Raw genomic sequence first — 24,485 nt, 5'->3', positions numbered from 1 at the left:
ATGACGACTCCTTTTCTGAGGGCCGGGGACACTCTTTCCGGATATTCGGGCACGGCATTTGCCACGATCGACGGGCAGAATGTCGAAATGTTCTTTGTCAAAAACCTGCGTGCCACGGCGAAGAAAAACAAGGCCGACATCAAGACGCTCGGCAACCGCAACACGCAGAAAAAAGCGACCGGCTGGGAAGGCACCGGCACGATGACGATCTATTATGTCACTTCCCGTTTCCGCGAGATGATGCAGAAATATATTCAAACGGGCGTCGATACCTACTTCGACATCACCGTCGCCAATGAGGATCCGGCTTCTGCCATCGGCAAGCAGGTTGTCTCTCTGATCGGCGTCAATCTCGACGAAATCGTCATGGCCGCTCTCGACGTGGAGTCCGACGCGCTGGATGAGGAAGTGCCGTTCACGTTCCACAACGTTCTCATCACCGACAAATTCACCGACCCGATTCCGGGCTAACCCAAGGAGGAATGAACCATGAGCATGAAAATGTTTTTCGCGGACAACGCCGTACAGGCGGAGCCGCAGGATGTTGTCGTCTCGGACCGTTTTCTGGACGCCTCCGGGCGTCCGGCCGCCTGGAAGCTGCGCGCGATCTCCGAAGAGCTCAATGAAGAGATTCGCGGCGCCTCGACCAAGCGGACTAAAGGAAAGGGGAGCTCGGGCGTGCCCGAGCTCGACTACAACGCCTACCTGGGCCGAATGGTCGCCGCATGCGTCGTCTATCCCGACCTGAACGACGCCGAGCTGCAGCAATCCTACGGCGTACGCGGCGCATCCGCCGTCGTGCGTAAAATGCTGCTCGCGGGAGAGTTCGCCAATCTGGCGGCCAAGGTGCAGGAAATCAACGGCTTCGACCGCGATGTCAGCGAGATTTCCGATGAAGTAAAAAACTGATCGACGAGGGCGATGCGGAATGGAACTACGCCTACTTCGCCCTCAATGAATACAATCTGATGCCCTGGGAATTCGCCGCGCTGTCCGCGCGGCAAAAAGGGGCTCTGATCGGGATGGTGCGGGTACGTCTGGAAGCCGAGAAGAGATCGCGGCTCCAGTCGTCCGCCGGTTCCCGCAGGCGTTAGAGGCAAGGAAAGGAGGAATGAAATGGCGACTTTGCAGGCGACATTGGTGCTTTACGACCGGTTCTCCGCCGGCCTAAGGCAGGTGAACAAAGCGCTGGAGCAGACGATCAAGCTGACGGACAAGCTTCAGGCCAAGCTGGGAAAACCGCTGGATGTTCGGATTCGGACCGATTCGGCCTCGCGGCAGCTCAATTCGGTGCAGAAGCGGATCATCGCGATGAATAAAAGCAACCTCGTTCTGAACGGGGTCCGGATCCGTATCGACGGGGCTGCGCTGCGTTCGCAAATTCAAGCTGCGCTGGATTCCGGGCCGTTCAAGATCAAGCTGGCGACTGATGTCTCGAGCTCGGGCAGCGGGGCATCATCTCCGGGGAAAGGTTTGGGCTCTGCGCTTAAGGGAGCGTATGACGCAATCGCTCCGATCTTCAAGGAATCGGTCGGCGGGGCTATGGAACGCAAACGGCAAATCGATGCTTATTCGGCTCGTGCCGGAAGCGATACCGGCGGTCAGTTCATTTTCGATGCCGTCAACAAGCAGGCCTTGAAGGCCAATTACGATCCGGCCGAGGCCCATAAGTCCGCGATGTCCATGATCGGAACGACAACGGACCCGGCGATGCTGACGGCACTGAATGGCATCGCCATGAGAATGCAGAAGCTGAGCCCGTCCAAAAATCTGGAGTCGGCAACGGGCTCGCTCAAAGGCTTGATGACGGGCGATCCCAAGGCTTTTCTGGAAAGCTCCGGCATCAGCCAGAAAAATCTGGACGACAGCGGCGCCATGAAAAAGGCGGCGGAAGGGGACCTGACCGGCTTTCTCGCTTCAATGGACAGCTTGCTGAGCAAGCAAGGGATGAGCCAGGAAAGCTTCGAGAAGGCGACGAACAGTCCCGCAGCCCAGGTGGAGGGCTTCAAGCAGCACATTAATGACGGCAAAGCCCAAGCCGGCATGCCGGCTCTCGAAGCTCTCATGCCGACGCTCGACAAGCTGAGCGAGGCTTTCAATGCCGGCAGGTTCGATCCGTTCTTCGAGGCGCTTTCCGCCGGTCTGTGGGTGGTGGCGGAGCTGCTCAGCCTTGCGGCGGATGCGGCGTTTTTCCTGTTGGACGTGTTCACGAACAACGGCGATGCCGTCATTGCCATTATCGCCGGTCTCGGGGCTGTCGCAATTCCGATGATGATCGGCCAATTATGGGCGATGCTGCCGGCGTTGTGGGCAATGGTCGCTCCGGTGCTGTCGACGGCGGCAGCCTGGCTGGCGATGAACTGGCCGATTCTGCTGATTATCGCCGTGATAGGCGGGCTGGTGTACATCATGCTGAGCATGGGGGCGACGGTGGGAGAAATCATCGGAGGCGTCATTGGGGCTTTCTATATGCTTGGAGGAGCGATTTACAACATCATTGCGGCTTGTTGGAATCTATTTGCCAGCTTCGCCGATTTCATCATCAATCTGTTCGTGGACCCGGTATTTACGGTCCAAAAGCTGTTCTATGATTTGGCTACCTTCTTCGGCAATGCCATGTACCAGATGCTTTACGGCGCAGAAACGTTCGCCGGAGGCTTCATGAAGGTGATCTTGGAAGGAATCAACGTTGTACTAGACGGATTCAATGGGCTTCTCGGCCTGTACAACAAGCTTACCGGCTCCGACATCAAGCCGGTCGATCCGTTTAAAACGGATAATATCCATGCCATCAGCGACAAATACAAGGATTTGATGGGCAAGTACCTGAAGGAGCCGGAAGGGAAAAGCAAAAAATACCTCCCGAGAATGGATATGGCGAATCTGCAGGACCTCAACAAAAAAGGAATGGATACGGGGATAAACCTGACGGGCAAAGTCGCTAAATTTGCCGGCAGCTTCGACTTCTCGGCCGGTCCCAAGGATGCGGACAAATACAAAGGCGTTACCAACTTCCCTCCGCAGGACAAAAACGGCGCCCAAGCCAAAACGGAAGCGCTGACTGGCTTCGGGGCTGCCGGCAAGGGCGGCATCGGCACCATCGACAAGGTCGGCGAAGTCGGCAGCATCAAGGATGAGGTGAACATCGGCAGCGAGGATCTCAAGGTCATGCGCGATATGGCCGAGATCAAGGCGCTGCAGAACTTCGTCACCTTGACGCCGACCGTTCAGGTCACGACAGGCCCTGTCATGAAAGAGATGGATGTCGATCAGATCATCGGCAAAATCGACGCTTATATGGTTCAGGAGCTGAGCGCCTCGGCTCAGGGAAGCTTTGGGGTTTAAGCCGCTTGGTCTTGAAAAATAAACGGCAGGGTGCACGAAGGGCGTAAAGGAGGTTCGAAAGCGTGAGCAGTACAACGGCAAAACAAGGGGACGATTCCGGAACAAGCGAAAAAATCATACCGGTTCTGCTTCCGTTCACGATCTGGCTCAGCTGGGACAACAGCACGGAAGGATTCCCGCTTCCGGTCATGCCGGAAAAGATCAGCATCAGCCGAGGCGGCAGATCGAGCGACTATCAAGTGCTCGGGACGGGAAGCGTATCGGTGCCCGAGAGTCCCGAGCTGGCCGAAATCAGCTTCGAGAGCTTTTTTCCGCAGCAGAAAACTTATCCGTTCATTCATCCTTACTATTCAATCAAGGAAAAGGAAGTGGTGAAGGAAGGGGTCGTCATCAAGCAATTCTTCAAGCTTAAGCCGCCAAGCTTCTACGTCCAATCCATAAATAAATGGATGGCCAGCGGGTATCCGATCCGGGTCATCTACATCGGCGCCGATGCGGCCAAAGGCAATATCATCAATTTGCCGATGACGATCGAATCGTTCGAGCGTTACGAGGAGGCGGGCTCGGCGGGAGATGTGTTCTACTCTCTGAAGCTCAAGGAATACGCCTTCTTCTCTCCGCGCAAAGTCAAGGCCGTGCAGAAAAACGGGCAGACCGCGCTTCGCAAGGAGGCTTCCACACGCCCGGATGAAAGAATCCCGCCGCAGAAGTACGTTCTGCGTTCCGGCGATACGCTGATCGGAGTGTCGAAGTCGCAGCTGGGCGATTCCGGCCGCTGGCGTGAAATCCAAAAGCTGAACGGCATCAAGGATTCCGAGCTGAATCGGCTGCAGGCCGGACGCACTCTGCAGCTGCCGCCGAAAAAGAGGTGAGCGCGCTGTACGAAGTGTTGATCGACAATCTGGACGGCACGTTATGGAACGTGACGGAGTCCATCTCCCAAATGACCTGGAAGACGAGCCGAATCGGCAAGCCTTCCTCTCTTGAAGCGACTCTCGTGTATGCCAAAGGAATGGATAGAGGCGGCTTCAAGGCCGAAAACGGAAATCCTATTCAAGTCAAGCTGGACGGGAAAGGCTTTTTTCTGGGGCGGATCTTTTCGGTGGATGACAGCGAGGAAGCCTCGATCCAACTGCTCGCCTATGACCAGCTGCGCTATCTGAGCGAGAGCGATACGTATATCCGCAAAAACATTCGGGCGGACGAGGTCATCCTCGACCAATGCAAGGCGATCGGACTGACGGTCGGCAAGCTGGCGAACACGGTCCATCGAATTCCCAAGGTTTCCGAGGACGGGCAGAAGCGCATCGACATCGTCAGCCGGGCTCTGGATTCGACGCTGATGGCCAATGGAGACCTGTATGTGCTCTACGATGATTTCGGCAAGGTGACGCTGACTCATGTGCGCGATATGGCGGCGGATATCGTGCTTGGAGATGAAAGCCTCGTATACGGCTACAAGCGCAAAAAAAGCATCGAAGACGACACGTACAACTTCATCAAGCTGGCCCGTGACAATAAAGACGGCGTCCGGCAGGAGTTCGTGGAGCCGGATAAAGGCTCCATGAACCGATGGGGCAAGCTGCAATATTATCAGAAGGTCGACGAGAAATTGAACGAGCAGCAGATCAGGGAGATGGCGAAGCGGTTCCTGGCCGTGAAAAACCGGGAGCAGCAGAAATTCTCGCTCGAGGCGCTCGGCTATCCGGGGCTTCGGGCAGGCATGAAGGTCCAGGTTACGGTGGACAAGCTGGGGCTGAACCGGTTTTTCCTGATCGAGGAATGCACCCATAAGCTCGATGGGAACAAGCATACGATGTCATTGGAAATGAAGGTGGTTGCCGATGGGCCTGAATGATTCCGTCAAAGCGATTGCCGAAGGCTGCGTCAACGCCATGAAGCTGGCCGACGTCATGCCCGGCGTCGTCGTGTCGGCTGGGCCGCTGGTCGTTCGCGCCGATCAGCGGCTGAATCTGGATGACGATTTCTTGATCGTGCCGGAGCATCTGACCGAGCAGAAGCTCGAGATCGGGGGCTCGGAGATTCTGCTTCGCAAAGGTCTGGAAGCCGGGGATCGGGTCGTGCTGATCCGGCAGCAGGGAGCCTTGAACTTCTATGTGGCGGGGAGGCTGGCGCCATGATGAAGGTGGAAGGCGCTTCTCTGGGAGCCGCCGTCGAAGAAGAGCTTCAGACCAGCCGCACTTATCGGCTGGACCTGGACAACGGACGCATCGCCGGGATGATCGATTCCCTGGATGCGGTGGAGCAAGCCGTGTATAAGATTCTCGACACGGACCGGTTTGCTCATTTCATTTATTCGGATAATTACGGGATGGAGAAACAGCTGGGACAAAGGATCGTGCATGATCTGGAACGGCTCGTGACCGAAGCGCTGCTGGCGGACGACCGCATAACGGGCGTCGAGCAATTCCGCATGGAAGCGTCCGGGGACGAGGCGCGTGTTTCATTTCGGGTACGGTCCGTGTTCGGGAGCCTATCCGTCTCCTATGGGAGGAAGCCGGAATGAAGCTGTACGAAGACCGCACGTTTGAGACGATTCTGGAGGAAATGCTGGATTCCGCAAGCGATGCGGTGGATAAGCGGGAAGGCAGCATCCTCTACGATGCGCTGGCGCCCGCCGCCCGCAAGCTGGCGGAGGCTTATGCCGAGCTGGGCAGGCAGAATCTGCTCGGCTATGCGCATACATCCAGCGGGGGTGAGCTGAGGGCGAGGGGCGCGGATTTCGGAGTCGATCCGCTGCCTGCGGAGTCCGCCGTACGGGAAGGGTTGTTCGCGGATGCGGCCGGAGCTCCTCTGGATGTGGCGGCAGGGAGCTTGTTCGGAGCCGGAGGCTTGCTGTTCCGAGTGCGGGCGCGGCTAGCGCCCGGCCGGTGGGAGCTTGTGTGCGAGAGCGCTGGAGAGCAGGGCAATCTTCCGACCGGTCCGCTGCTGCCGCTTGAATATGTAGATGGACTTGCTACGGCTGTTCTTGGCGGAGTGCTGAAGCCGGGCAAGGACGAGGAAGACGACGAAGCGTTCCGTGAACGCTTCTTTGCGCATGTCCGCACGCCGCCGACGAGCGGCAACCGCGCAGCCTTCCGCAGCTGGGCGCTTGAGATCGGCGGTGTCGGGGACGCCTACGTGCTGCCGGCGTGGAAGGGGCCGAATACGGTCAAGATTTTGCTGCTGGACAAGAAAAAGGTTCCCGCTTCGGCCGACATCGTGAAGGCGGTAAAAGCCTATATCGATCCTGCGGCGGGCCTCGGAGAGGGGATGGGCGAAGGCGCGGCTCCGGCCGGCGCGGTCGTGACGGTGGAGGCGGCTCCCCTCGTAAATGTGGAAATCACGGCTACGATTTCCCGTACAGGCACCCGGTCCTTGGCCCAGATCCAGGCTGATTTCGCGGAGGCCGTCCGCTCTCATCTGGCGGACATCGCCTATGGCGATGATCGCAGCGTCAAGTATGCGCGGATTGGAACGCTGCTGCTGGATACTCCGGGCGTTCAGGATTATTCCTCCTCCTCGTTGATGCTGAATTCGGGCAGCGCCAATGTTGCGGTCCCGGCCGGATCCGTGGCAGCGCTGAAGGCGGTGACTCTGCGTGAATGACGGCTTCGCATCATTAAGGGGGATAGCTGATTTTCCGGCCGCCGCCTCCGCGCTGATGGCGGAATGGCCGGAGTTCTATCAGGATGTGCGGGAGATGCAGGCGATCGCGGCTGCCGAAGGAAGCCAGCTGGACCGGCTGCGCGCCGAGCTGGCGGAGCAGCTGCAGCAGCGCTTCGCCTCGACCGCAACCTGGGGCCTGGAGGATTGGGAGCGGGAGCTGGGCATAACCCCGAAATCGGTCATGCCGCTGGAGCAGCGGAGGGCGGTCGTGCTGTCCAAGATCCGCGGCTTCGGCAAGTTCAGCGGGCAGCTGCTCAAGTCGGTCGCCCAAGCGTACGAGAACGGACAGATCGAGGTCGGCTACGATCCGGCGATCGGCACCTTCACGATCCGCTTCGTCAGCACGTTGGGGCTGCCGCCTAACCTGGCCGATCTCAAGGCGGCGGTCGGCGAGGTCCTGCCGGCCCATTTGCTGGTGAAGTATGTTTTTCGGTATTTGGCATTGGAAGAAATCGAAAGGCTCGAGCTTCAAGCGGTGCAACTGCGGCTGCTTGGCGATTTCGCACCTTTTCTTGATGAAGGAGGAGAATGAATGCCGGTATTTACCCCTATTCTCAATTTGCTGAAAAAAGTGGCAGGTGTCGATCCGCCAACGGATACTTTCAATATCCAGACGATGATGAATGACAATTGGGATAAGGTCGATCAGGCGATCGGACTTAAAAACGGCAATGCCGACGTTCGGGTTGCCACAACCGGCGATTTGGCGTTATCCGGTGAAATCACCGTCGACGGCGTTGTGCTCAAAGCGGGCGACCGAGTGCTGGTAAAAGCTCAGACGGATAAAAAACTCAACGGCATCTACATCGTATCTGCTGCTGCATGGAAACGCTCTCCGGACGCGGATGCTTCGGAGAAGCTGGCGGCAGGGTTGTCCGTGTTCGTGCGGGAAGGTTCGGCCGGAGCGGGAACAGCTTGGCGGTTGACCGGAGCAGGCAAGCCGGTGCTTGGCACGAGCGATCTTTCTTTCACGCAGCTTGGCTCGCCGCTGGCGGCTACAGCTACACCGGGAACGGTTGCCCTCCGGGACGGAGCGGGACGCCTCAAGGCGGCGGCACCGTCCGCAAGCGACGACGTTGCGCGGAAGGATACGGTGGACAGCGCGGTGAGCAGTTTACAGGCTTCTCTTAATGCGGCTGTTACTCCACTGCAAGCTGATTTAGCAAATGCCGCTCCAGTTAACTTGTCTCTTGTCCCCGGAACACAAACAATTACTGTCCCTCGGGATAATCTGTTAAACGTAACGAGCATTAGAGGGAGAACTCTAGTGAATCTCATTGGACGAGTAGGGAATATGGACTTTATAAGTAATTGGCCAGGAAGCAATGTCACCGTAACGTCAGACACGACCAATTTTACAACCGGAACGTCAGGGGCAAAACTTACGATTGGTTCTGGAACTACGAAAACCTTTTACCTTCGTGGAGATACGGGTCTTCTAGCAAAGGCTAAAGCAGGAAGATATTACATTGGTATTATGGATATAAAGAGTGGTACCTCTGCTCTCACCTCCATAAAAATAAATGTTGGATCTGGAGCAGCATCTAACAACACGATAACAACATCAAAGTTTACTGCGGTGTGGGGGAAGTACACTCCAGCAACAGACGAAAACTGTGGCATACAGATCGATGCAAGCAGTGCATCCAGCGGGCAAATTTTATATGCCGATAGTGCCCGAATTTATGAAGTTACTTTGACAGAGTATACAGCTCTTAATAGCATGACTGCCGATCAGATTGCTGCCAAATATCCCTATGTAGATGATGTAAAGAATGTTAATGGAATCTATATCCGTAGAGCAGCCGCTCAAGCTGCAGATGACCAATATCAATTTTTTCCGGACGCCAATTTAGCATCAAATTTGGATGGAAGCATTTTTGATGAGCTATATACTGATAGTCTCGGACAGGCAAGAGTTAAGCGATGGTTTAAAACAATCGATCTTACTGGAGATCTTGCTTGGCAATTCAGTGGTAATTATACAGGTTTCAAAGAGGTTAGGTTGGATGGATTGATTCAAGCCATTCCAAACACTTTTGTTGCCTCAGCAATAAAAAATAATGGGAAAATATTGGATAGAATTGAGAGTACCAAAACAGCAATGGATCAATTCGGAATTCATAGTACGGCAGGAACATTATTTCTGACGATTGCTTCAAGTGATTCTGGTTGGGGGGATAATTATACTCCTACAGCTGAAGAAATAAACGCGTATTTTAACGGCTGGGTAATGTTCAATGGCGGCGCTACGACGAATTCTACTCCTGATAATCCAGCAAACAATTTATATAATGGGTCAGGGCAGAAAGCGTGGGTGCGTAGATTTGATGGGGTGAGTAGAGGATGGCTTGATGGCACGACAAGTTTACCGGTTCTGCAAGCAACGAGCTTTTCTCCATATCGTCTTCTATATCAGCTTACCAATTCAATAGATGAACCTGCTCGTTCCGAAGGAGCTGTCAATCTATATGAGGGAATAAATACAATAGAAGTTGGTACGGGGGTTGTGGTAAAGGAAAAAGCCAATTTTGAGTTAATAGGAGGTTACTGGCAAGCAAATGAAGGAGCATATCCATCTACTTACTTTAAGTATAGATCATATGTTATTTTAGATGTGTTCAAAAGCAGAAAGCGTGAACGAAACTATATACTTTGGAGCAACGGTAGTTATGGGAATGTGCGTCCGCAATATGCCCAATCTCATTACGATAATTCTGCAGTCTATGAAGTCACTTATCTTACACTTGATACTTGCCAAATTGGAATCATTCCAGCGTTAATCTCAGCGCAGTATGTACCTAATTCTCGTGAGATAATTGACAGTCTCGTCAAAATTACTGGTCAATTAACCAATCGCTTAGCCGTACTAGAGAACAACTCGGCTACTGATAAAGCCCCACAATGGATTTATCCAACCTTATTGAATAGCTGGCGACCCTATGAAAATAAAGATAGGTACAAGCCTTCCTATAAAAAGGTTGGAAATACACTTGAAATAAAAGGGGTTATTTGTGGAGGAATTAATTTTGCTCCGATATTTATACTTCCACGAGAATATAGGCCGGCATCGACTTATCATGGACCAATTGTCAGTGTAATCAATGCAACTTACGGTCTTAGCAATCTCTGTGTTGATGTTGATGGTCGAGTCTTTGTCTCAATAAGCGCTGCCAGCAATGTAACTGGAGAAAATTATAATTATATTAATGCTATTCTTCCTTTGGATTAGGGAGGTTGTGATTTATCAAAGTACTTATTCGCCTGAATAGGGCATGTTTTCGTTTAACCCGGCAAGGTCACACAGGAACAGGCAGTTGAAATCACAGGAGCAGAGAGCGCCGCTTAGGCGCTCTTTTTGCTGAAAGGAGAATTCACATAGACATTCCAGCCGCGCAGCTGCAGTCGATCTCCTCTCAGGTCATAAAACTGGAGACTCTCCAGGAAGTAAATACGAAAGCGCTCACGGATATGGCTGGCAGCGTAAGCCGTCTCGTGGAGAGATTGGAAAAGTCGGATGATATGGCCCGAGAGGCTGGCCAGCGAGCCAGAGCCGCGCATCACCGGATCGACGAGCTGCGCGGGCAGCTCGAGGCGATGAAGCAGGGGCAGCGCTGGATCATCACGACCTCGTTTGGACTGATCGGACTGGCCGCGACGCTGCTTGGGCTGGTCCTTAAATTTATTGAAGGGAGCTGAGAGCAATGGACTGGACGATCGCAAGTCAATGGATCTCGCCGAAGCTTGGAGGGGTGCTGCTTCTCTGCTGGATATCCGGCTACATCCTCAAGCGCACCCCTATAATTCCGGGCTGGAGCATTATCTACGCCGTTACAGCCGTCGGAATCGCTATGGCAGGCGCGTCGCTGGGCTGGAGCCCGAATACGGCCGTGCAAGGCGTATTGTGCGCCGCGGTTGCCGTGTACGGCAACCAGATGTACCGGCAGACGGCGGAGGCCGTTGCCGGCGGAGAGGATTCCCATGGACGAAACTAACTATCCGATCGAACGCCGCTACGTTGCGGTACGCTCGAACACAAGGCCAGGCACCCGGCTCATCACCGGCTGCCCGGCTTTTTTAGTTGCGCATGATACCGGCAATCCGGGCGCAGGCGCCGATGCGCATTTTCGTTACTTCGACACTCTGAGGGATCGAACGGCATCCGCGCATGTCTTCATCGACGACAAACGGATTCTGGAGATCATCCCGGCAGGGACGGGCGACCAGGCGGCCGAAAAAGCATGGCATGTCATACGGAATGTGACAACGGACAATGAGAGATTCGGCTACGACGCCAACGACGCCGCGCTCGGAGTCGAGCTCTGCTACGGAGGAGGAATCGACTTTAAAGCCGCGTACGGCCGCTATGTCTGGTATCTGTCCTTCTGCTGCCGCAAGTGGGAACTGGATCCATCCGCTCACATCGTGACCCACCGGCAGCTGGATCCGATGCGGAAGCAGGATTGCGAGCAATCGCTGGCCTGGGGCGGGAAATCGTTCGCCGAGCTCATAGCCGATGTGCGGAAAGCCATGGCGGCGTCCAGCTTCTCCCTCCCGGGGCCGCCGACATCCGCGCCGGCACTCCCGCTGCCATCCAAGCCGCAGCCGCAGCAACCGAAGCTGCGGCAAGAAATAGGCGACTTCCTCATCGTCTCCTATATCCAGCCCGCCCGCCGCTTCATGCTGCTCGCAGGGGACAAGGCCGCGGCCGCCCATTACGAGCGGCTGGCCGCCAATGTTCGCGGGGCTGCAGCCGGGCTGTCTCTCCCGAAAAGCAACTGCCAGGAGATCATCTACAACTGGCTGTCGCCGGCCTGGTACAAGGCCAAGGCGGAAGGGCGCGATCCAGCCAAATACCATGTCATGGCGGAGGCACTCCGCGCTTGCGCCGGAATCCCCGCTTCCTGATCCGGCACCGTGGCCGGAACACTCTTCATGCGGGCATTCGTTTCCTCCTCCGGCGGAGCGGCCCCTCGCGCTCTTCTATGACCTCTAAAGTTTTCATAGAAGAATGCTCTTTTCATTTACAACTCCGCTCCAACTCTCCCATAATGGAAGCTGCAGCAAATTCCAGGGAGGCGTTCCGTTGAAGTATATTGAATTCGGGTACGGCAACCGATGGCTTCTCCGCACGGAAACCGAATTCCCTGACGGTACGGAACAGGAGCAGCGGGGAATCGCGAGACCGATCAAGCCTCAGTCCATCTACGTCAGGCTGTGGCTGGGAAGAACGGTGCTCATTATGGATTCGAGGCAAGGCTTCAAGCGCTCGCGCAAAAACAGGAGGGCCTTCAAAATCATTCTCGGCATATGCAGCCATTAAATGCAGGGACCCGGATACGCCAACGCAGCGCTGGAGCTGCTGGCGGAGATTGTCCATCGGGAGCTACCCGGCCGCAGCGAGGCCGTGCTGGCCGTGAACGGCAAGAACATGGCGGCCCAGCGGCTGTACATCTCAAAACCGGCTTCAAGGATACCGGCCGCTGACGGACGGGCAGTCTGGGACAGCAATTCTTCATGAGCCTGGAAATCTGACCTAACGATCCAAGGAATCCGTTGGACGATGACTCCTCTGGATCCCCTTTTCAATAGAAGACCGCCGCCGGAACATCCGGAGGCGGTCTTTTTTTTTACATATAAACCTGGGTGATTTCATACTCGCGTTCAAGCGTCAGGTCGACGAACTCTTCCTCCATCTGAACGAGCGGGCGGAAGAACTCCGTAGGATGGGTCATGACGATGATGCCGGATTGCCCGGAGTCGAGGTCGACCCGCTTGCCGATGAAGTTGGGGATCATATGCCGGATGAAGGTATGGGTCGTCATCGGATCGAGCTCATGGAAGCTCATCCGGTACAGCTCCCTCAGCACATAGAGCAGGTCGCGCTTTTCCTGGTAGACGCGGGATGAGATCATGGCGCTGTACACATCTGCGACGGCTACGATCTTGGCGATCGGAGAGATGTCCTCGCTGCTGATTCCATGAGGATATCCGCTTCCGTTCATGCGTTCGTGATGCTGCAGGGCAGCCGTGGAGAGGTAGGGGTCTTCGTAGGAATTAAGGATGATTTCTTCTCCATACAGGGTATGGCGCTTGATTTCCTTGTATTCTTCCGGAGTGAGCTTGCCCGGCTTGTTCAGGATGCTCTTCGGAATCCTGCATTTGCCGATGTCATGGAGAAATCCGGCTTTGCCGATGCGAAGCGATTCCTGCTCCTCATACCCCATCCAGGAGGAAAGGTAATAGGACAGCATTCCGACCTGAACCGAATGCTGATACGTGTAGTCGTCCGACGTATTCAGAAGGAGCAGCATGGAGACGACGTCGCGCTCCATCTGGAATCCGGACAAGAGCGGATGGAAGCTGCTTTCGACATCCTCCTCCGTTACTTTTCCTTCCTCTGCCGCCTGGCGGAACAAATTCTCGCAGCCGGTGATGGCGCTCTCATAAAGCGGCTTCATGGCAGGCAGCCATTTGGGCGACAACCCCGATTCGATCGTCCTGTGCGCGAATTCGGCGATCTCTGCCTCCGGAGGCTCCGCCAAATCCACGTAATCGATTCCGTGCTGCAACAGCTTGCTGATTTCGTATGACCGCAGCATCGTGCCGCTGGACATGACGTTCAGTCCGAACTGGTTGAAGGCGTCGCTGCTGAGCCGATCGCCTTCCTTGATTTCCGATACATGCACCCTCATGCTGCACCTCGACAGTGTTTATATTCTGCTGCCCACCCTTATCTAAATAATCCTAAATACAGGAAGCATAGGGCGAAAGTTGATTCTAATCACCTAATATATCGGTATAAAGGCCCTTTGCTTTAATAGGGTCCTGAGTACCTTGGACTAATGCCCTTCCATCCGGGAAAATAATGACCGACAATCCGCTCTCGGATCGGTAGCGGAGACTATAGGGGCCGAGCTCCGCGCGCCCGCTGGACTCCAGTCTCGAAGCGAGCCGGGAGAGGTCCAGGCCGAGCGGCCGGGAAGGCGTGACCTGCACGGTAGAGCTGCCGCACATGACGGCGGACGACTCTTGCTGCGGCTCCTCGAGAAAAGCGAACCTCCTCTGCCCGCAGCAGGGGCAGTCTTCCCTTCGAGCGTTCCCCGCGGATACCTGCATCCAGGAGTTGCGCCACACATCCAGCTGCAGCAACGATCCGCTCATAGCCTGCCTGTTCCCCGTCAGCCATTTGATGGCTTCCATCGCCTGCAGGGAACCGACGATGTCGACGAGCGGGGAGAGCACTCCGGCCGTCTCGCATGTGTCGGCAATGCCGCCCGCGGGCGGAGCGGGATACAGGCAGCGGTAGCAAGGAGTCTCTCCGGGGATGACGGTCATCGTCATGCCGCCCGAAGCGACGGCTCCTCCGTATACCCAGGGAATGCCGTGCTTGACGGCATAGTCGTTGATCAGGTAGCGGGCGGAGAAATTATCCGTGCCGTCCACGATGATGTCCGCACCGGCAAGGAGGCTCTCTGCGCTGCCGGGGGTCAGGTCGGCGATTGCGGGGATGACGCGGACGGAGCTGTTGGCTTCCCGCAGCCGCGCGGCCGCCGCCGCCGCCTTGGGCGTGTCGAGCGCCGCGTCCCGCTCGGAGTAGAGCATCTGCCGCTGCAGGTTGCTCCATTCCACGATATCCCGGTCGATCAGCACGACTTCCCCGACTCCGCTGCGGACGAGATGGGAGGCGATGACGCAGCCGAGAGCGCCCATTCCCGCAACGGCTGCCCGCGAGGAGGCCAGGGAAGTCTGGCCCTCCTCCCCGACGGGAGCGAAGCGGATTTGGCGTGCGTACCGGATGGAGGAAGAGGGAGACTCGTCCCTGGAAAGACTGCGGTCAGCCGCAGCTTCGTCCATGTTCATCCCTCCGCAGGCGGAGACGGAATGTCAGCGAGCGGATTCCAGGGACCTTGCTGATGGCCCTTCCATTCCGACCCGTCCTCCCAGATTTCTTTCTTCCAGATCGGCACGATCTGCTTGAGCCTCTCGATCGCAAAGCGGCTCGCTTCATACCCTCCGTCCCGATGCGGCGAGGAGACGGCGATGACGACGCTGGCCTCGCCGACAGCGACGGGGCCGATGCGATGCGAGATGGCGCTGATGGTGCCTGGCCAGCGTTCGGCAAGCTCCGCCCCGATCTGCCGCAGCGTCCGCAGCGCCATCGGCTCGTAGGCTTCGTATTCCAGCAGGACGGTCCGCTTGCCCTGCGTCCACTCCCGCGTCGTGCCGATAAATACGAGCGCAGCTCCGTGATCGGGGTGGAGGACGAGAGAGGAGACTCGGCCCGCGTCGAGAGGGGCGGACGTAATGACGTACCTCATGTCGCTGCTGCTGTCGTCCCGTCCGGCAGCACTGTCCTCCCCTCCGGAAACGGGAGGCAGAAGAGCCAGCCTGTCCCCGCAGTCCAGCATCTGCCCGTCTGGGGCGTAAGCCTCGTTGCAGGCGACAAAGCTGACTCCGATAAGGCTGGCATGAGCCGGATAAGCGGCGGCGACGGCAGCTTTGAGGCTGCCTGCGGACATGCTGCCCTCGGGCAGCTCAAGCGTGATTTCCGGCATGCCGATCCGCTCCGGCAGACCGGCGAATAAGGCGATTTTCCAAGCATATTTCATGGGAGTTAGTCTCACCTGTCTTTAGAGCTAGTTTGCTTCCAGCATATCATATGTCCTGCAAAAATGTTAAACTGATAGAACAATCAGGAGGGGGAGAGCGAGATGCTGAGCGATGTATTCGGCCGGATCCACGACTATTTGCGCATATCGGTCACAGACCGCTGCAACCTGCGCTGCCTCTACTGCATGCCTGAAGAAGGCATGCCGTTCGCAGACTCCGACACGCTGCTGAGCTACGACAATATCGTCGAGGTCGTCCAGTCGGCGGCGGCCCTCGGCTTCCGCAAGCTGCGCATCACCGGGGGAGAGCCGCTCGTCCGTCCGGGGCTGGACGGCCTCATCCGCAGTCTCAAGGCGATCGAGGGCATCGAGGAGATTTCCATGACGACCAACGGAATGCTGCTCTCCAGACATGCGGAGGCGCTCCGCGATGCGGGGCTGGACCGCGTCAACATCAGCCTGGACACGCTGGATCCGGCGCGCTTCCGGTTCATCGCCAGGCGCGGCGGGCTGGAACAGGTCATGGCGGGCATCGAGGCGGCCGCGCGGGCAGGACTGGGCCCGATCAAGCTCAACTGCGTCCTGCTCAAAGGAATCAACGAGGATGAAATCGGATCGTTCCTGCGGATGTCGATCGAGCATCCCCTGCATGTCCGCTTCATCGAATACATGCCGATCGGCCATGACGACGAGCAGTGGAGAAACGCTTATCTTCCTCTCAGCCGGGTCATGGAGGAAGCGGGCGGGCTCGGCATTCCCTATGCGCCGGTGTCGCGGCTTGCCGGCAACGGCCCTTCGGACAACTGGGCGTTCTCGGGAGCTTCCGGCTCGTTCGGGCTGATTCACCCCGTCAGCGACCGCTTCTGCGCCGCCTGCAACCGGCTCCGCCTGACTGCCGACGGAAGTCTGCAGCCATGCCTGTACTGGATGGATGAGCTGAACGTCAAGCAGGCGCTGGGGAATCCGGCTGCCATGCGCGAGCTGTTCTTCCGCGCGGCCAGGCTCAAGCCCGAGAACCACGAGATGGCGGCCAGGCTGCATGGGGAAATGCAGACTCATACCCCTACTTCCCGGCGGATGTCCCAGATCGGCGGCTGAAGGGCTCTCGGGAGCAGCATCATATCGGCGGCGGTAGAAGACGCCATTCATAGATCATAACCTGGAGCCCAGCGGGAGGATGTCCATGGATGAGAGAAGCATAGATCGGGAGCCGCTCGTCGTGCTGCTCCACAGCAACGATATCCACAGCCGTCTGGAAGAGGCGGCTCGAATATCGGATTATATCGCGGATACCCGGCGGATGTTCGGAGCGGATCGGGTGCTCGCCGTCGATATCGGCGACCATCTCGACCGGATGAGGCCGGAGACGGAAGGCAGCGGCGGGAGCGTCAACATCGAGCTGCTCAACGCCGCCGGATACGAAGCCGGCGTTCCGGGCAACAACGAAGGACTGACCTATACGAAGGAAGAGCTGGAGCGGCTGTACGGCAGCGAGGCGAAGTTCCCGGTCCTCTGCTGCAATCTGGAGGACGCCGATGCCGGCGAGCTTCCGGAATGGCTGCTGCCCTCCCTGGTCGTCCCTAAAAACGGTCTGGCCATCGGCTTGATCGGAGCTACCGCGCCGTATCCGAACTTCTACGGCCTGCTCGGATGGACGGTCAAGGAGCCGGTCGAAGCGATCCGGAAGCAGGCCGAGCAGCTGCGTCCAACGGTCGATGTCCTGGTCGTCCTGTCCCATCTTGGCCTTCCGGTAGACCGCAGGCTGGCGGAAGAAATACCCGGCATCGACCTCATTCTCGGCGGCCACACGCATCATCAGCTGGACGAGCCGATCGCAGTCGGGACGACCTTGCTCTGCGGCACCGGAAAGTTCGGCGAGCATGTGGGCAGGATCGAGATCGGAAGGGATGCCGCGAGCGGCCGGCTGACCTATGGGGCTCGGCTTCTCGCGACGGCATCCATGAGGGAGGAGCCGCGGGCGGCCATGCTTCTGGAGCGCTTCAAGGAGTCCGCACGGGTCAGCATGTCGCGAACCTGCGCGGTGCTGGACCGGGCGCTCCCTCTCGATACGGACCGCGAATCCCCGCTCGCCAACCTGCTGGCGGCCGGAGTGCGCCGCTGGACGGGAGCCGATATCGGCCTCGTCAATTCCGGGCAGCTGCTCGGCGGCCTGGCGGCGGGCGAGATCAGCGACGGACTGCTGCACTCGCTGTGCCCCTCTCCGGTCAACCCTTGCCGCATTCTGCTCAAGGGAGGCCGGATTCGCCTGGCGCTGGAGCAGTCCTTGCTGGAGGAGTACACCCGCATGGAGATTCGCGGCTTCGGCTTCCGCGGCAGGGTGCTCGGTTGCCTGGCCATGGATGGAATCGAGCTGGAATGGGACGAGCGCCGCCCTGCCGGCAGCCGCATCACCAGCCTGAGGGCGGGCGGGAGCGACCTGGACGACGACACGGAATATTCGGTCGGCACGCTGGACATGTTCACGTTCGGCGTCGGTTATCTGTCCCTGAAAGAAGGCCGGGACATCCGGTATTTCCTGCCGGAATTCCTTCGCCACGTGCTGGCCGAAGAGCTGCGGAGCCCTGACGGCCTGGACGGCTGCTTTCTCCGGCGCACCCGGCCGCGTTCTTGACGCGAGCGGCCGGAGCGGCATAACAATCCGGTTCGGACTTGCCGATAAAACGATTACGTATGCTCAGCATCATCGACTCGTGAAATTTATGGACGGCAGGAGCGACCTGGCAATGATTCTGATGCCTCTCAGCATGTGCAGGCCGGGGATGATCCTGGCCAAGAAGATTCTTTCCGAAGAAGGCATCGTACTCCTCGGAGAACAAATGGAGCTGACCGCCCGGATCATCGAGCGGCTCAAGGAATGCCATATCAATTTCCTTTACATACAGGATGAATTCACCGATGACATCGTCATGCCGGAATTGATCAGCGAAGACACGATGAGGGTAGCGATGACCGAGATCCGGAGCAGCTTCCGGCAGATGATGGACGCGCCTCCGCGCAAGCGGGGCGTGGCCTACCCCTTTGTCGGCAAGCAGCTTGCCGATGTGATGAACCGGGTCATCGACGATCTGACCTCCCATAAGGAATCCGTCGTCATGCTGATGAATATGGCCTCGATCGACCATTATCTCTATCAGCACTCGCTCAATGTATGCGTATATACGACGATGCTGGGAATATCCCACGGCTACTCCAGGGATGAGCTCATGATGCTCGGCATGGGAGCGCTGCTACATGACGTGGGCAAGACTCGGATATCCTCGGGAGTGCTGAAGAAGCCGGGCACGCTTACTCGAGAAGAGTACGAGGAAATGAAGCGCCATACGCTGTATGGGCATGAAATGCTGAAGAACGAGCCGAATATCCCTCCTCTCGCCGCTTTATGCGCTCTCCAGCACCACGAACGGCTCGATGGAAGCGGCTATCCTCACGGGCTGGCGGGCAAGGAGATTCACGATTTCTCCAAATGGATCGGAGTGGTGGATTCGTACGACGCCATGACGACCAACAGGATCTACCGGAATCCGATGCTGCCCCATCAGGCGGTAGAGGCGTTGTATGCGGGCACCGGAACCCAGTACGAGCAGTCGATGGTGCAGCTGTTCCGCGACAAGGTCGCGATCTATCCGATCGGCATGACCGTGCGCCTGCAGACCGGAGAGGTCGGAGTCGTCGTCGATGTCCGGGCTTCCTGTCCGCACCGCCCGATCGTCAGGGTGCTGCAGGATGACGTCGGGATGCGGCTGAACGCTCCTTATGAGATCGACATGAGCCTGCAGCTCACCCGCATGATCGCAGGCGTCAATGACGAGCAGCCGGAGGAGCCCGCCGCCGTTGGCGTATAGCTTGGGAATTGGACGTTCCGGCCGCAGGGACGGCCGACACCTTTCACGCCGCATGAAGCGCATCCTGACAAGGCCTCGCCCGAGAGGCCTTTTTTTGCGTCTCAACGGCCGGGAGCCGTTTGATATGTCCAAGCCGTAGAAGTACAATAGACCCAGATGTCTACTACGAAGAAGTAAGGTGCTGTTAGAAATGAATTCCAACCTGCAACAAGCGTTAGCTCCCCTCTCTCCCGCCAACGATCCTTGGGATCCGCTGGAGAGCCTCGTCCGGCATGGCGGCCATGCGCTGACAAGCGTGGAGTTCACGGTGACCAATCTATGCAATATGCGCTGCGAGCATTGCGCGGTCGGCGACACGCTGACGATGCGCGAGCCGGACAAGCTGCCTCTGCAGCTTCTGCTCCGCCGCCTCGACGAAGTCGAGCATCTGCGGACGATCAGCATTACCGGGGGCGAGCCGTCCTACTCGGAGCGCACGGTCAAGGACTATATCGTGCCTATTCTGCAGTATGCGCGCAGCCGGGGCATCCGTTCGCAGCTCAATTCCAACGTGACGCTCGATTACGGCCGCTACGCCCTCATCGCTCCATATCTGGACGTGATGCACATCTCCTTCAATTATACTTCTGCGGAAGATTTCCATGAGGTCGGCTTCGCCCGTTCGGGGCATTCCGTACCCAAGACAGCGGCGGTCCGCATGTACGAGAGGATGATGGACAATGCGCGCAGGCTCAGCGAAGACGGCGTGCTGGTATCCGCCGAATCCATGATCAATTACCGCACCCACCGCAAAATGCCCGAAATCCACCAGCTCATCCGGGAGATGGGATGCGCCCGCCACGAGGTGCACCCGATGTACCCGAGCGCATGGGCGAGCGATCTGCCTGCGCTGTCCAAGGAAGAGATGAGGGCGGCCGTGTCGGAGCTGCTGGATTGCCGCGACGAATCGATGTGGATGCTGTTCGGCACGCTCCCGTTCTACTCCTGCAGCGAGGATGAAGAGGACCGCAGGCTGCTTGCCAGGCTGCGCGGCGAATCCCGCGTCACCGTGCGCAACGATCCGGACGGCCGCAACCGGCTCAACGTCAACCTGTTCACAGGCGATGTGTTCGTCACGGACTTCAGCGATATTCCGGCCTTCGGCAATATCGGCCGCGACCGGCTGGACGACGTGTTCGGACGCTGGCTGGAGCATCCGCTGAGCCGCAGCGTGAATTGCCACTGTCCGGCCGCGGCCTGCTGCGGTCCGAATCTGCTCGTGAAGGATATGTATTACCGGGATACCGACTTCTTGTCGAAAAAAGCGATTTTGTAACCCTTCCGCGGCCGCGCCGACTGCTTCGGTCCGGCTGATTTCGGGGAATAGGGGTGAAAAAGGCTCCGCGCCTGCTTACCATTGATGGAGGGGTATCCGAAATGACCAAAGAATTTGTACCTGGCGAAATTATTCTCAACCTTGCCCTTGTCGCCGTTCTCGTGCTGCTCAACGGCTTTTTCGTTGCGGCCGAGTTCGCGCTCGTCAAGGTACGCTCGACGCGGCTGACACAGCTGCGCTCCGAAGGCAACAAAAAAGCCGATTACGCGCTGCGGGTCACGCACCGCCTCGACGCTTACCTCTCGGCGACCCAGCTCGGCATTACGCTGGCTTCGCTTGGACTGGGCTGGGTCGGCGAGCCGGCCGTATCGCATATGATCGTGGAGCCTCTGCTGTTCAAGTTCGGAGTCACGAGCGAAACGGTCATTTCGACGGTGTCCCTGATCATCGGGTTCCTGGTCATCACCTTCCTGCATATCGTGCTCGGCGAGCTCGCTCCCAAGTCGCTGGCCATCCAGAAGGCGGAGGGCGTATCCCTCTGGCTGTCCGGACCGCTCATGTTCTTCTACAAGGTGTTCAAGCCGGCGATCGTCGTGCTGAACGGAGCGGCCAACGGCCTGCTGAAGCTGTTCGGCATCGCTCCGGCCAGCGAGCATGAGACGGCCCATACCGAGGAGGAGATCCGCCTGCTCGTCAACCAGAGCGCCAAGAGCGGAGTCATCGATTCCAACGAAATGAAGCTCGTCGACAACATTTTCGATTTCTCCGACATGGTGGCCCGCGAGGTCATGCTGCCCCGGACGGATATGGATTGCCTGTTCGCCAACCAGTCCTTCGGGGACAACCTGAACATCGTCTACCGCACCAAACATACGCGCTATCCCGTCGGTCTCGAGGACAAGGATCAGATCATCGGGTTCGTCCATATCACCGACCTGCTGACGGCGGATGCGGGACGCAACCATAATGTCCGCGAGCTGATCCGGCCGGTGCTGAACGTGCCGGAATCGATGGAGATCAGCCAGGTGCTGCAGCTCATGCAGCGCCGCCATTCGCAGCTGGCCATCGTCGTGGACGAATACGGCGGCACGGCCGGCATGCTGACGACGGAGATGATCCTTGAGGAGATCGTCGGCGAGATCCATGACGAATTCGACCTGGACCAGCCGAGCGTCGTCGTCAAGGATCAGGTGACGACCGTCGAGGGGCGCATGCTCATCGACGATATCAACGATATGTTCCGCCTGGACATCGAGGATGAGGATGTCGATTCCATCGGAGGATGGCTCTTCATCCGGCTGGAAGGAAATCCTGCAAGAGGCAAGAAAGTCGTTTATGGCGAATATGTATTTGAGATAGCAGATTGCCAGCGACTTCGCGTGCTGCGCGTACATATCTACCGCGATCCCGCAGCCGAAGCCCTGTCCGAAAATGCGGAGCAGGCCGACAGCTGAACCCTGACAGGCTGGATACAGCTCTTGCCGGGGATGCGGCCGGGATCAGCCAGGGGCGCCGCACCCCTTGGGGAGAGAAGCCGATGTCTGTCAAAACCCTTGTTTTCATCGCTGTAGGCCTGCTGCTTCTGTACTTGAGCTTCACCGTCGGGGCTCCGTTCCTGCTTGCTCTCGTCGTCGCGATCTTCCTGGAGCCGCTGAACGGCCTGCTGATGCGCCGGGCGAGGATGAACCGGCTGTCGGCGGCGATCGTCTCCTGCACGCTCTTCACGCTTGCGCTGCTTGCACTGGCGGGAGGCATCGGCTTCAAGCTGATCGCCGAGCTCATCGCCTTCTGGGATCGCGTGCCGGGCATGGTGGCGGATGCCAACCAATACTTCCTGCATACGATCGACAACGCCAAGGATCTGTACACGAACATGCCTCCCGATGCGGCGGCGCAGCTGGAGAAGGTGCTGGACGGCCTGACCGGAACGCTGATGTCCGTCGTGACGGGCTTCTCCAAGTCCGTCGTCCAGTTCGCCTCGGGGCTGCCGGGAATGTTCATCTTCTTCATCGTGTTCATCGTAGCCGTATACATGTTCAGCTTCAGCCTGAATACGATGCGAAAGTCATTCCTGTCGCAGTTCCACGAGGATTCCCAGGTGCAGGTCGGATCGGTGCTGGACAATCTCAAGTCTTCCATCTTCGGATTTCTGCGTTCCCAGCTGCTGCTCAGCCTCGTCACGTACATCATCACGCTGCTCGGCCTCGTCATTCTCGGGATCAACTATTCCCTCGCCATCGCGCTGCTGATCGTCGTCGTGGATATCCTGCCGATTCTCGGCACCGGGTCCGTGCTCGTCCCTTGGGCGGCCTACCTCATGATGACGGGCCAGGTCGGGACGGGCATCGGCCTTCTGGTGCTGTTCCTCGTCATTACGGTCGTCAGGCGGATCATCGAGCCGAAGATTCTCGGAGATTCCGTCGGCATCGGCTCGATCTCCGCACTGGTCAGCCTGTATGTAGGCTTCAAGCTGGTCGGCGTCATCGGCGTCTTCATCGGACCGCTGGTCGTCATCATCTACATGGCTGCCCGCAAGGCCGGACTGTTCAAGCTCCGGATTCGGCTGTAAAAAAACCAACACGGAACAAAAACAAGCTGCGCCGGCATTGAACCGGAGGCAGCTTGTTTGATTTTATTCCGCAATCATGAAAATAGCAGAAATGGCTGCAAGCCTCCATTCAGGATCAGGAGGCGGCCGGCTGCTTGTTGTCCTCCGTGCGGTTGAAGCGGGCGAAGGGGAGATACAGCAGGAAGAAGAGCAGCAGCGCGACCAGCTCGAGCGAAAGGATGTACCACGGATAAGGACCGAGGACATCGAGCAGCGAGGAGGACGAGGGCTTGCGCGCCAGGAACATGTAGTTGGCTCCCGTCAGCCTGTCGACGGCATACACGAAGACAGCGATGACATTGACGGCTGCCCAGGCGGTGAAGACGGAGCGCAGCGTCGGCCGGAATCCTTCCACCCAGACCATGTAGAGGGCGGAGATAATCAGCAGCCCGTGCGCGATGAAAAACTCCAGGAAACGGAAATGCGGGTAAGCGTAAGCGAGCACAGGCGTGGCCAGCGCCTGGAGAGCTCCGCCGAGCGCCGTGAAGTAGACGATGCCGAACAGAAAACGGCTGCGCAGCAGCAGCATGGGGACGGACAGGTACAGGGAGATGCTGCAGAGCTCGAGCGGCAGCGTGGAGGAAGGGCTGTACACCTCTCCCCGCACATACCAGACATTGAGCAGAATCTCGCATGCCGCCAGCAGCGCCGCCAGGAGGAAGCGTCCGGGAGCCGGCTTCAGGGCGAGCTTGCGGCGAAGCAGGTAGACGGCCAGCACGACTGCGGCAATGAGCAGCAGGCTGGCCAGATGGGCCGCCCCGAAAGGCGTGAATCTCGCTTCCGCATCCGTTCCGAACATGAGGAACCCCCTGGTAGTATTTTTTTGCACCTATTGTAGCACAGCCCCTCGCGCTGCGGGACTTCGGCTCCCTTCTTCTGGAAGGGGATGGAATTTCGAAGTCCTCCACCTGGCAGGGAAGGAATTTCGGATTCTTCTCCTCGGAACGATGCGGTGAAGATCTTATCTCTCGCGTAAGTAACGATCTCCGGCCGGAAAGTTAAGAATTTCCTAAGCAGCCTCTCCCGCTGTTATTAAGATCTTCTTGATAAGGTCATTCGCATAGGGAGGGATT

General features: G+C 57.7%; 25 protein-coding genes. 21 read left to right on the top strand and 4 right to left on the bottom strand.

The genetic code is table 11. The features are described 5' to 3' along the window. From PHU01S_RS07840 to PHU01S_RS07770, 15 genes are all read left to right on the top strand, one after another. The gene (locus tag PHU01S_RS07840) at window positions 1–471 is read left to right on the top strand and encodes a phage tail tube protein (RefSeq protein WP_048748829.1); all 471 of its coding nucleotides are present in this window, start codon (window positions 1–3) and stop codon (window positions 469–471) included. 18 nt (window positions 472–489) lie between these two features. Further along, window positions 490–909, top strand: coding sequence for a phage tail assembly chaperone (locus PHU01S_RS07835; RefSeq protein ID WP_021880856.1), 420 nt, complete (start codon window positions 490–492; stop codon window positions 907–909). A gap of 207 nt (window positions 910–1,116) precedes the next feature. Then, complete coding sequence (locus tag PHU01S_RS07830) at window positions 1,117–3,345, top strand: phage tail family protein (RefSeq protein ID WP_127507004.1); 2,229 nt, start codon at window positions 1,117–1,119, stop codon at window positions 3,343–3,345. A gap of 62 nt (window positions 3,346–3,407) precedes the next feature. Beyond that, window positions 3,408–4,217: a LysM peptidoglycan-binding domain-containing protein gene (locus tag PHU01S_RS07825; RefSeq protein WP_246029168.1), complete on the top strand. Its 810-nt coding sequence runs from the start codon at window positions 3,408–3,410 to the stop codon at window positions 4,215–4,217. Continuing rightward, entirely contained in the window at window positions 4,214–5,203 is a 990-nt protein-coding gene (locus tag PHU01S_RS07820; protein ID WP_246029167.1) for an XkdQ/YqbQ family protein, read from the top strand. Before PHU01S_RS07825 ends, PHU01S_RS07820 begins: the two co-directional genes overlap by 4 nt. Continuing rightward, window positions 5,190–5,486, top strand: a complete 297-nt coding sequence (locus PHU01S_RS07815; RefSeq protein WP_083436587.1) for a DUF2577 domain-containing protein — start codon at window positions 5,190–5,192, stop codon at window positions 5,484–5,486. Before PHU01S_RS07820 ends, PHU01S_RS07815 begins: the two co-directional genes overlap by 14 nt. Next, window positions 5,483–5,872 (top strand): DUF2634 domain-containing protein, encoded by a 390-nt coding sequence (locus PHU01S_RS07810; RefSeq protein WP_069202453.1) that lies wholly within the window; start codon window positions 5,483–5,485, stop codon window positions 5,870–5,872. Before PHU01S_RS07815 ends, PHU01S_RS07810 begins: the two co-directional genes overlap by 4 nt. Further along, complete coding sequence (locus PHU01S_RS07805) at window positions 5,869–6,954, top strand: baseplate J/gp47 family protein (protein WP_127507002.1); 1,086 nt, start codon at window positions 5,869–5,871, stop codon at window positions 6,952–6,954. Before PHU01S_RS07810 ends, PHU01S_RS07805 begins: the two co-directional genes overlap by 4 nt. Next, complete coding sequence (locus PHU01S_RS07800) at window positions 6,947–7,546, top strand: putative phage tail protein (RefSeq protein WP_246029166.1); 600 nt, start codon at window positions 6,947–6,949, stop codon at window positions 7,544–7,546. The genes PHU01S_RS07805 and PHU01S_RS07800 overlap by 8 nt, the downstream gene beginning before the upstream one ends. After that, window positions 7,547–10,246 (top strand): hypothetical protein, encoded by a 2,700-nt coding sequence (locus tag PHU01S_RS07795; protein WP_127507000.1) that lies wholly within the window; start codon window positions 7,547–7,549, stop codon window positions 10,244–10,246. Window positions 10,247–10,485: 239 nt separating this feature from the next. Beyond that, complete coding sequence (locus PHU01S_RS07790) at window positions 10,486–10,713, top strand: hypothetical protein (protein WP_021881141.1); 228 nt, start codon at window positions 10,486–10,488, stop codon at window positions 10,711–10,713. A gap of 5 nt (window positions 10,714–10,718) precedes the next feature. Further along, window positions 10,719–11,009 (top strand): phage holin family protein, encoded by a 291-nt coding sequence (locus PHU01S_RS07785; protein ID WP_127506998.1) that lies wholly within the window; start codon window positions 10,719–10,721, stop codon window positions 11,007–11,009. Continuing rightward, window positions 10,996–11,922, top strand: coding sequence for a peptidoglycan recognition protein family protein (locus tag PHU01S_RS07780; RefSeq protein WP_127506996.1), 927 nt, complete (start codon window positions 10,996–10,998; stop codon window positions 11,920–11,922). Before PHU01S_RS07785 ends, PHU01S_RS07780 begins: the two co-directional genes overlap by 14 nt. 178 nt (window positions 11,923–12,100) lie before the next feature. Next, the gene (locus PHU01S_RS07775) at window positions 12,101–12,337 is read left to right on the top strand and encodes a DUF3977 family protein (protein WP_048748548.1); all 237 of its coding nucleotides are present in this window, start codon (window positions 12,101–12,103) and stop codon (window positions 12,335–12,337) included. Then, entirely contained in the window at window positions 12,338–12,535 is a 198-nt protein-coding gene (locus tag PHU01S_RS07770; protein ID WP_127506994.1) for a hypothetical protein, read from the top strand. Between the two features lie 109 nt (window positions 12,536–12,644). Here PHU01S_RS07770 and PHU01S_RS07765 read toward each other — a convergent pair whose 3' ends face one another. The 3 genes from PHU01S_RS07765 to PHU01S_RS07755 form a co-directional block, all read right to left on the bottom strand. Beyond that, window positions 12,645–13,709, bottom strand: a complete 1,065-nt coding sequence (locus PHU01S_RS07765; RefSeq protein WP_048748549.1) for an HD-GYP domain-containing protein — start codon at window positions 13,707–13,709, stop codon at window positions 12,645–12,647. 85 nt (window positions 13,710–13,794) lie between these two features. Then, complete coding sequence (locus PHU01S_RS07760; RefSeq protein WP_127506992.1) at window positions 13,795–14,871, bottom strand: ThiF family adenylyltransferase; 1,077 nt, start codon at window positions 14,869–14,871, stop codon at window positions 13,795–13,797. Between the two features lie 2 nt (window positions 14,872–14,873). Beyond that, the gene (locus PHU01S_RS07755) at window positions 14,874–15,626 is read right to left on the bottom strand and encodes a molybdenum cofactor biosynthesis protein MoaE (protein WP_127506990.1); all 753 of its coding nucleotides are present in this window, start codon (window positions 15,624–15,626) and stop codon (window positions 14,874–14,876) included. A gap of 102 nt (window positions 15,627–15,728) precedes the next feature. Here PHU01S_RS07755 and moaA point away from each other — a divergent pair, with 102 nt between their 5' ends. From moaA to ytvI, 6 genes are all read left to right on the top strand, one after another. Continuing rightward, the gene (gene moaA / locus PHU01S_RS07750; protein ID WP_127506988.1) at window positions 15,729–16,724 is read left to right on the top strand and encodes a GTP 3',8-cyclase MoaA; all 996 of its coding nucleotides are present in this window, start codon (window positions 15,729–15,731) and stop codon (window positions 16,722–16,724) included. A gap of 85 nt (window positions 16,725–16,809) precedes the next feature. Continuing rightward, window positions 16,810–18,258, top strand: coding sequence for a bifunctional metallophosphatase/5'-nucleotidase (locus PHU01S_RS07745; protein WP_127506986.1), 1,449 nt, complete (start codon window positions 16,810–16,812; stop codon window positions 18,256–18,258). A gap of 112 nt (window positions 18,259–18,370) precedes the next feature. After that, window positions 18,371–19,489 carry an HD-GYP domain-containing protein gene (locus tag PHU01S_RS07740; RefSeq protein WP_127507066.1) on the top strand — a complete coding sequence of 373 codons (1,119 nt, stop codon included), beginning with the start codon at window positions 18,371–18,373 and terminating at the stop codon, window positions 19,487–19,489. Between the two features lie 190 nt (window positions 19,490–19,679). Then, window positions 19,680–20,804 carry a radical SAM/CxCxxxxC motif protein YfkAB gene (gene yfkAB, locus PHU01S_RS07735; RefSeq protein WP_049867869.1) on the top strand — a complete coding sequence of 375 codons (1,125 nt, stop codon included), beginning with the start codon at window positions 19,680–19,682 and terminating at the stop codon, window positions 20,802–20,804. Window positions 20,805–20,905: 101 nt separating this feature from the next. After that, complete coding sequence (locus tag PHU01S_RS07730) at window positions 20,906–22,258, top strand: hemolysin family protein (protein ID WP_049867868.1); 1,353 nt, start codon at window positions 20,906–20,908, stop codon at window positions 22,256–22,258. Between the two features lie 83 nt (window positions 22,259–22,341). Then, a complete protein-coding gene (gene ytvI, locus PHU01S_RS07725) occupies window positions 22,342–23,373 on the top strand; it encodes a sporulation integral membrane protein YtvI (protein WP_127506984.1) in 1,032 nt (343 codons plus the stop codon). 115 nt (window positions 23,374–23,488) lie between these two features. On the opposite strand, the gene PHU01S_RS07720 is transcribed toward ytvI, so the two are convergent. Then, complete coding sequence (locus tag PHU01S_RS07720) at window positions 23,489–24,211, bottom strand: YwaF family protein (RefSeq protein ID WP_049867867.1); 723 nt, start codon at window positions 24,209–24,211, stop codon at window positions 23,489–23,491. Between the last annotated feature and the right edge of the window lie 274 nt (window positions 24,212–24,485).

It is taken from the genome of Paenibacillus humicus NBRC 102415, from assembly GCF_004000905.1.
GTDB lineage: Bacteria > Bacillota > Bacilli > Paenibacillales > Paenibacillaceae > Paenibacillus_O > Paenibacillus_O humicus.
This window is presented reverse-complemented; position numbering and strand designations above follow the sequence as displayed.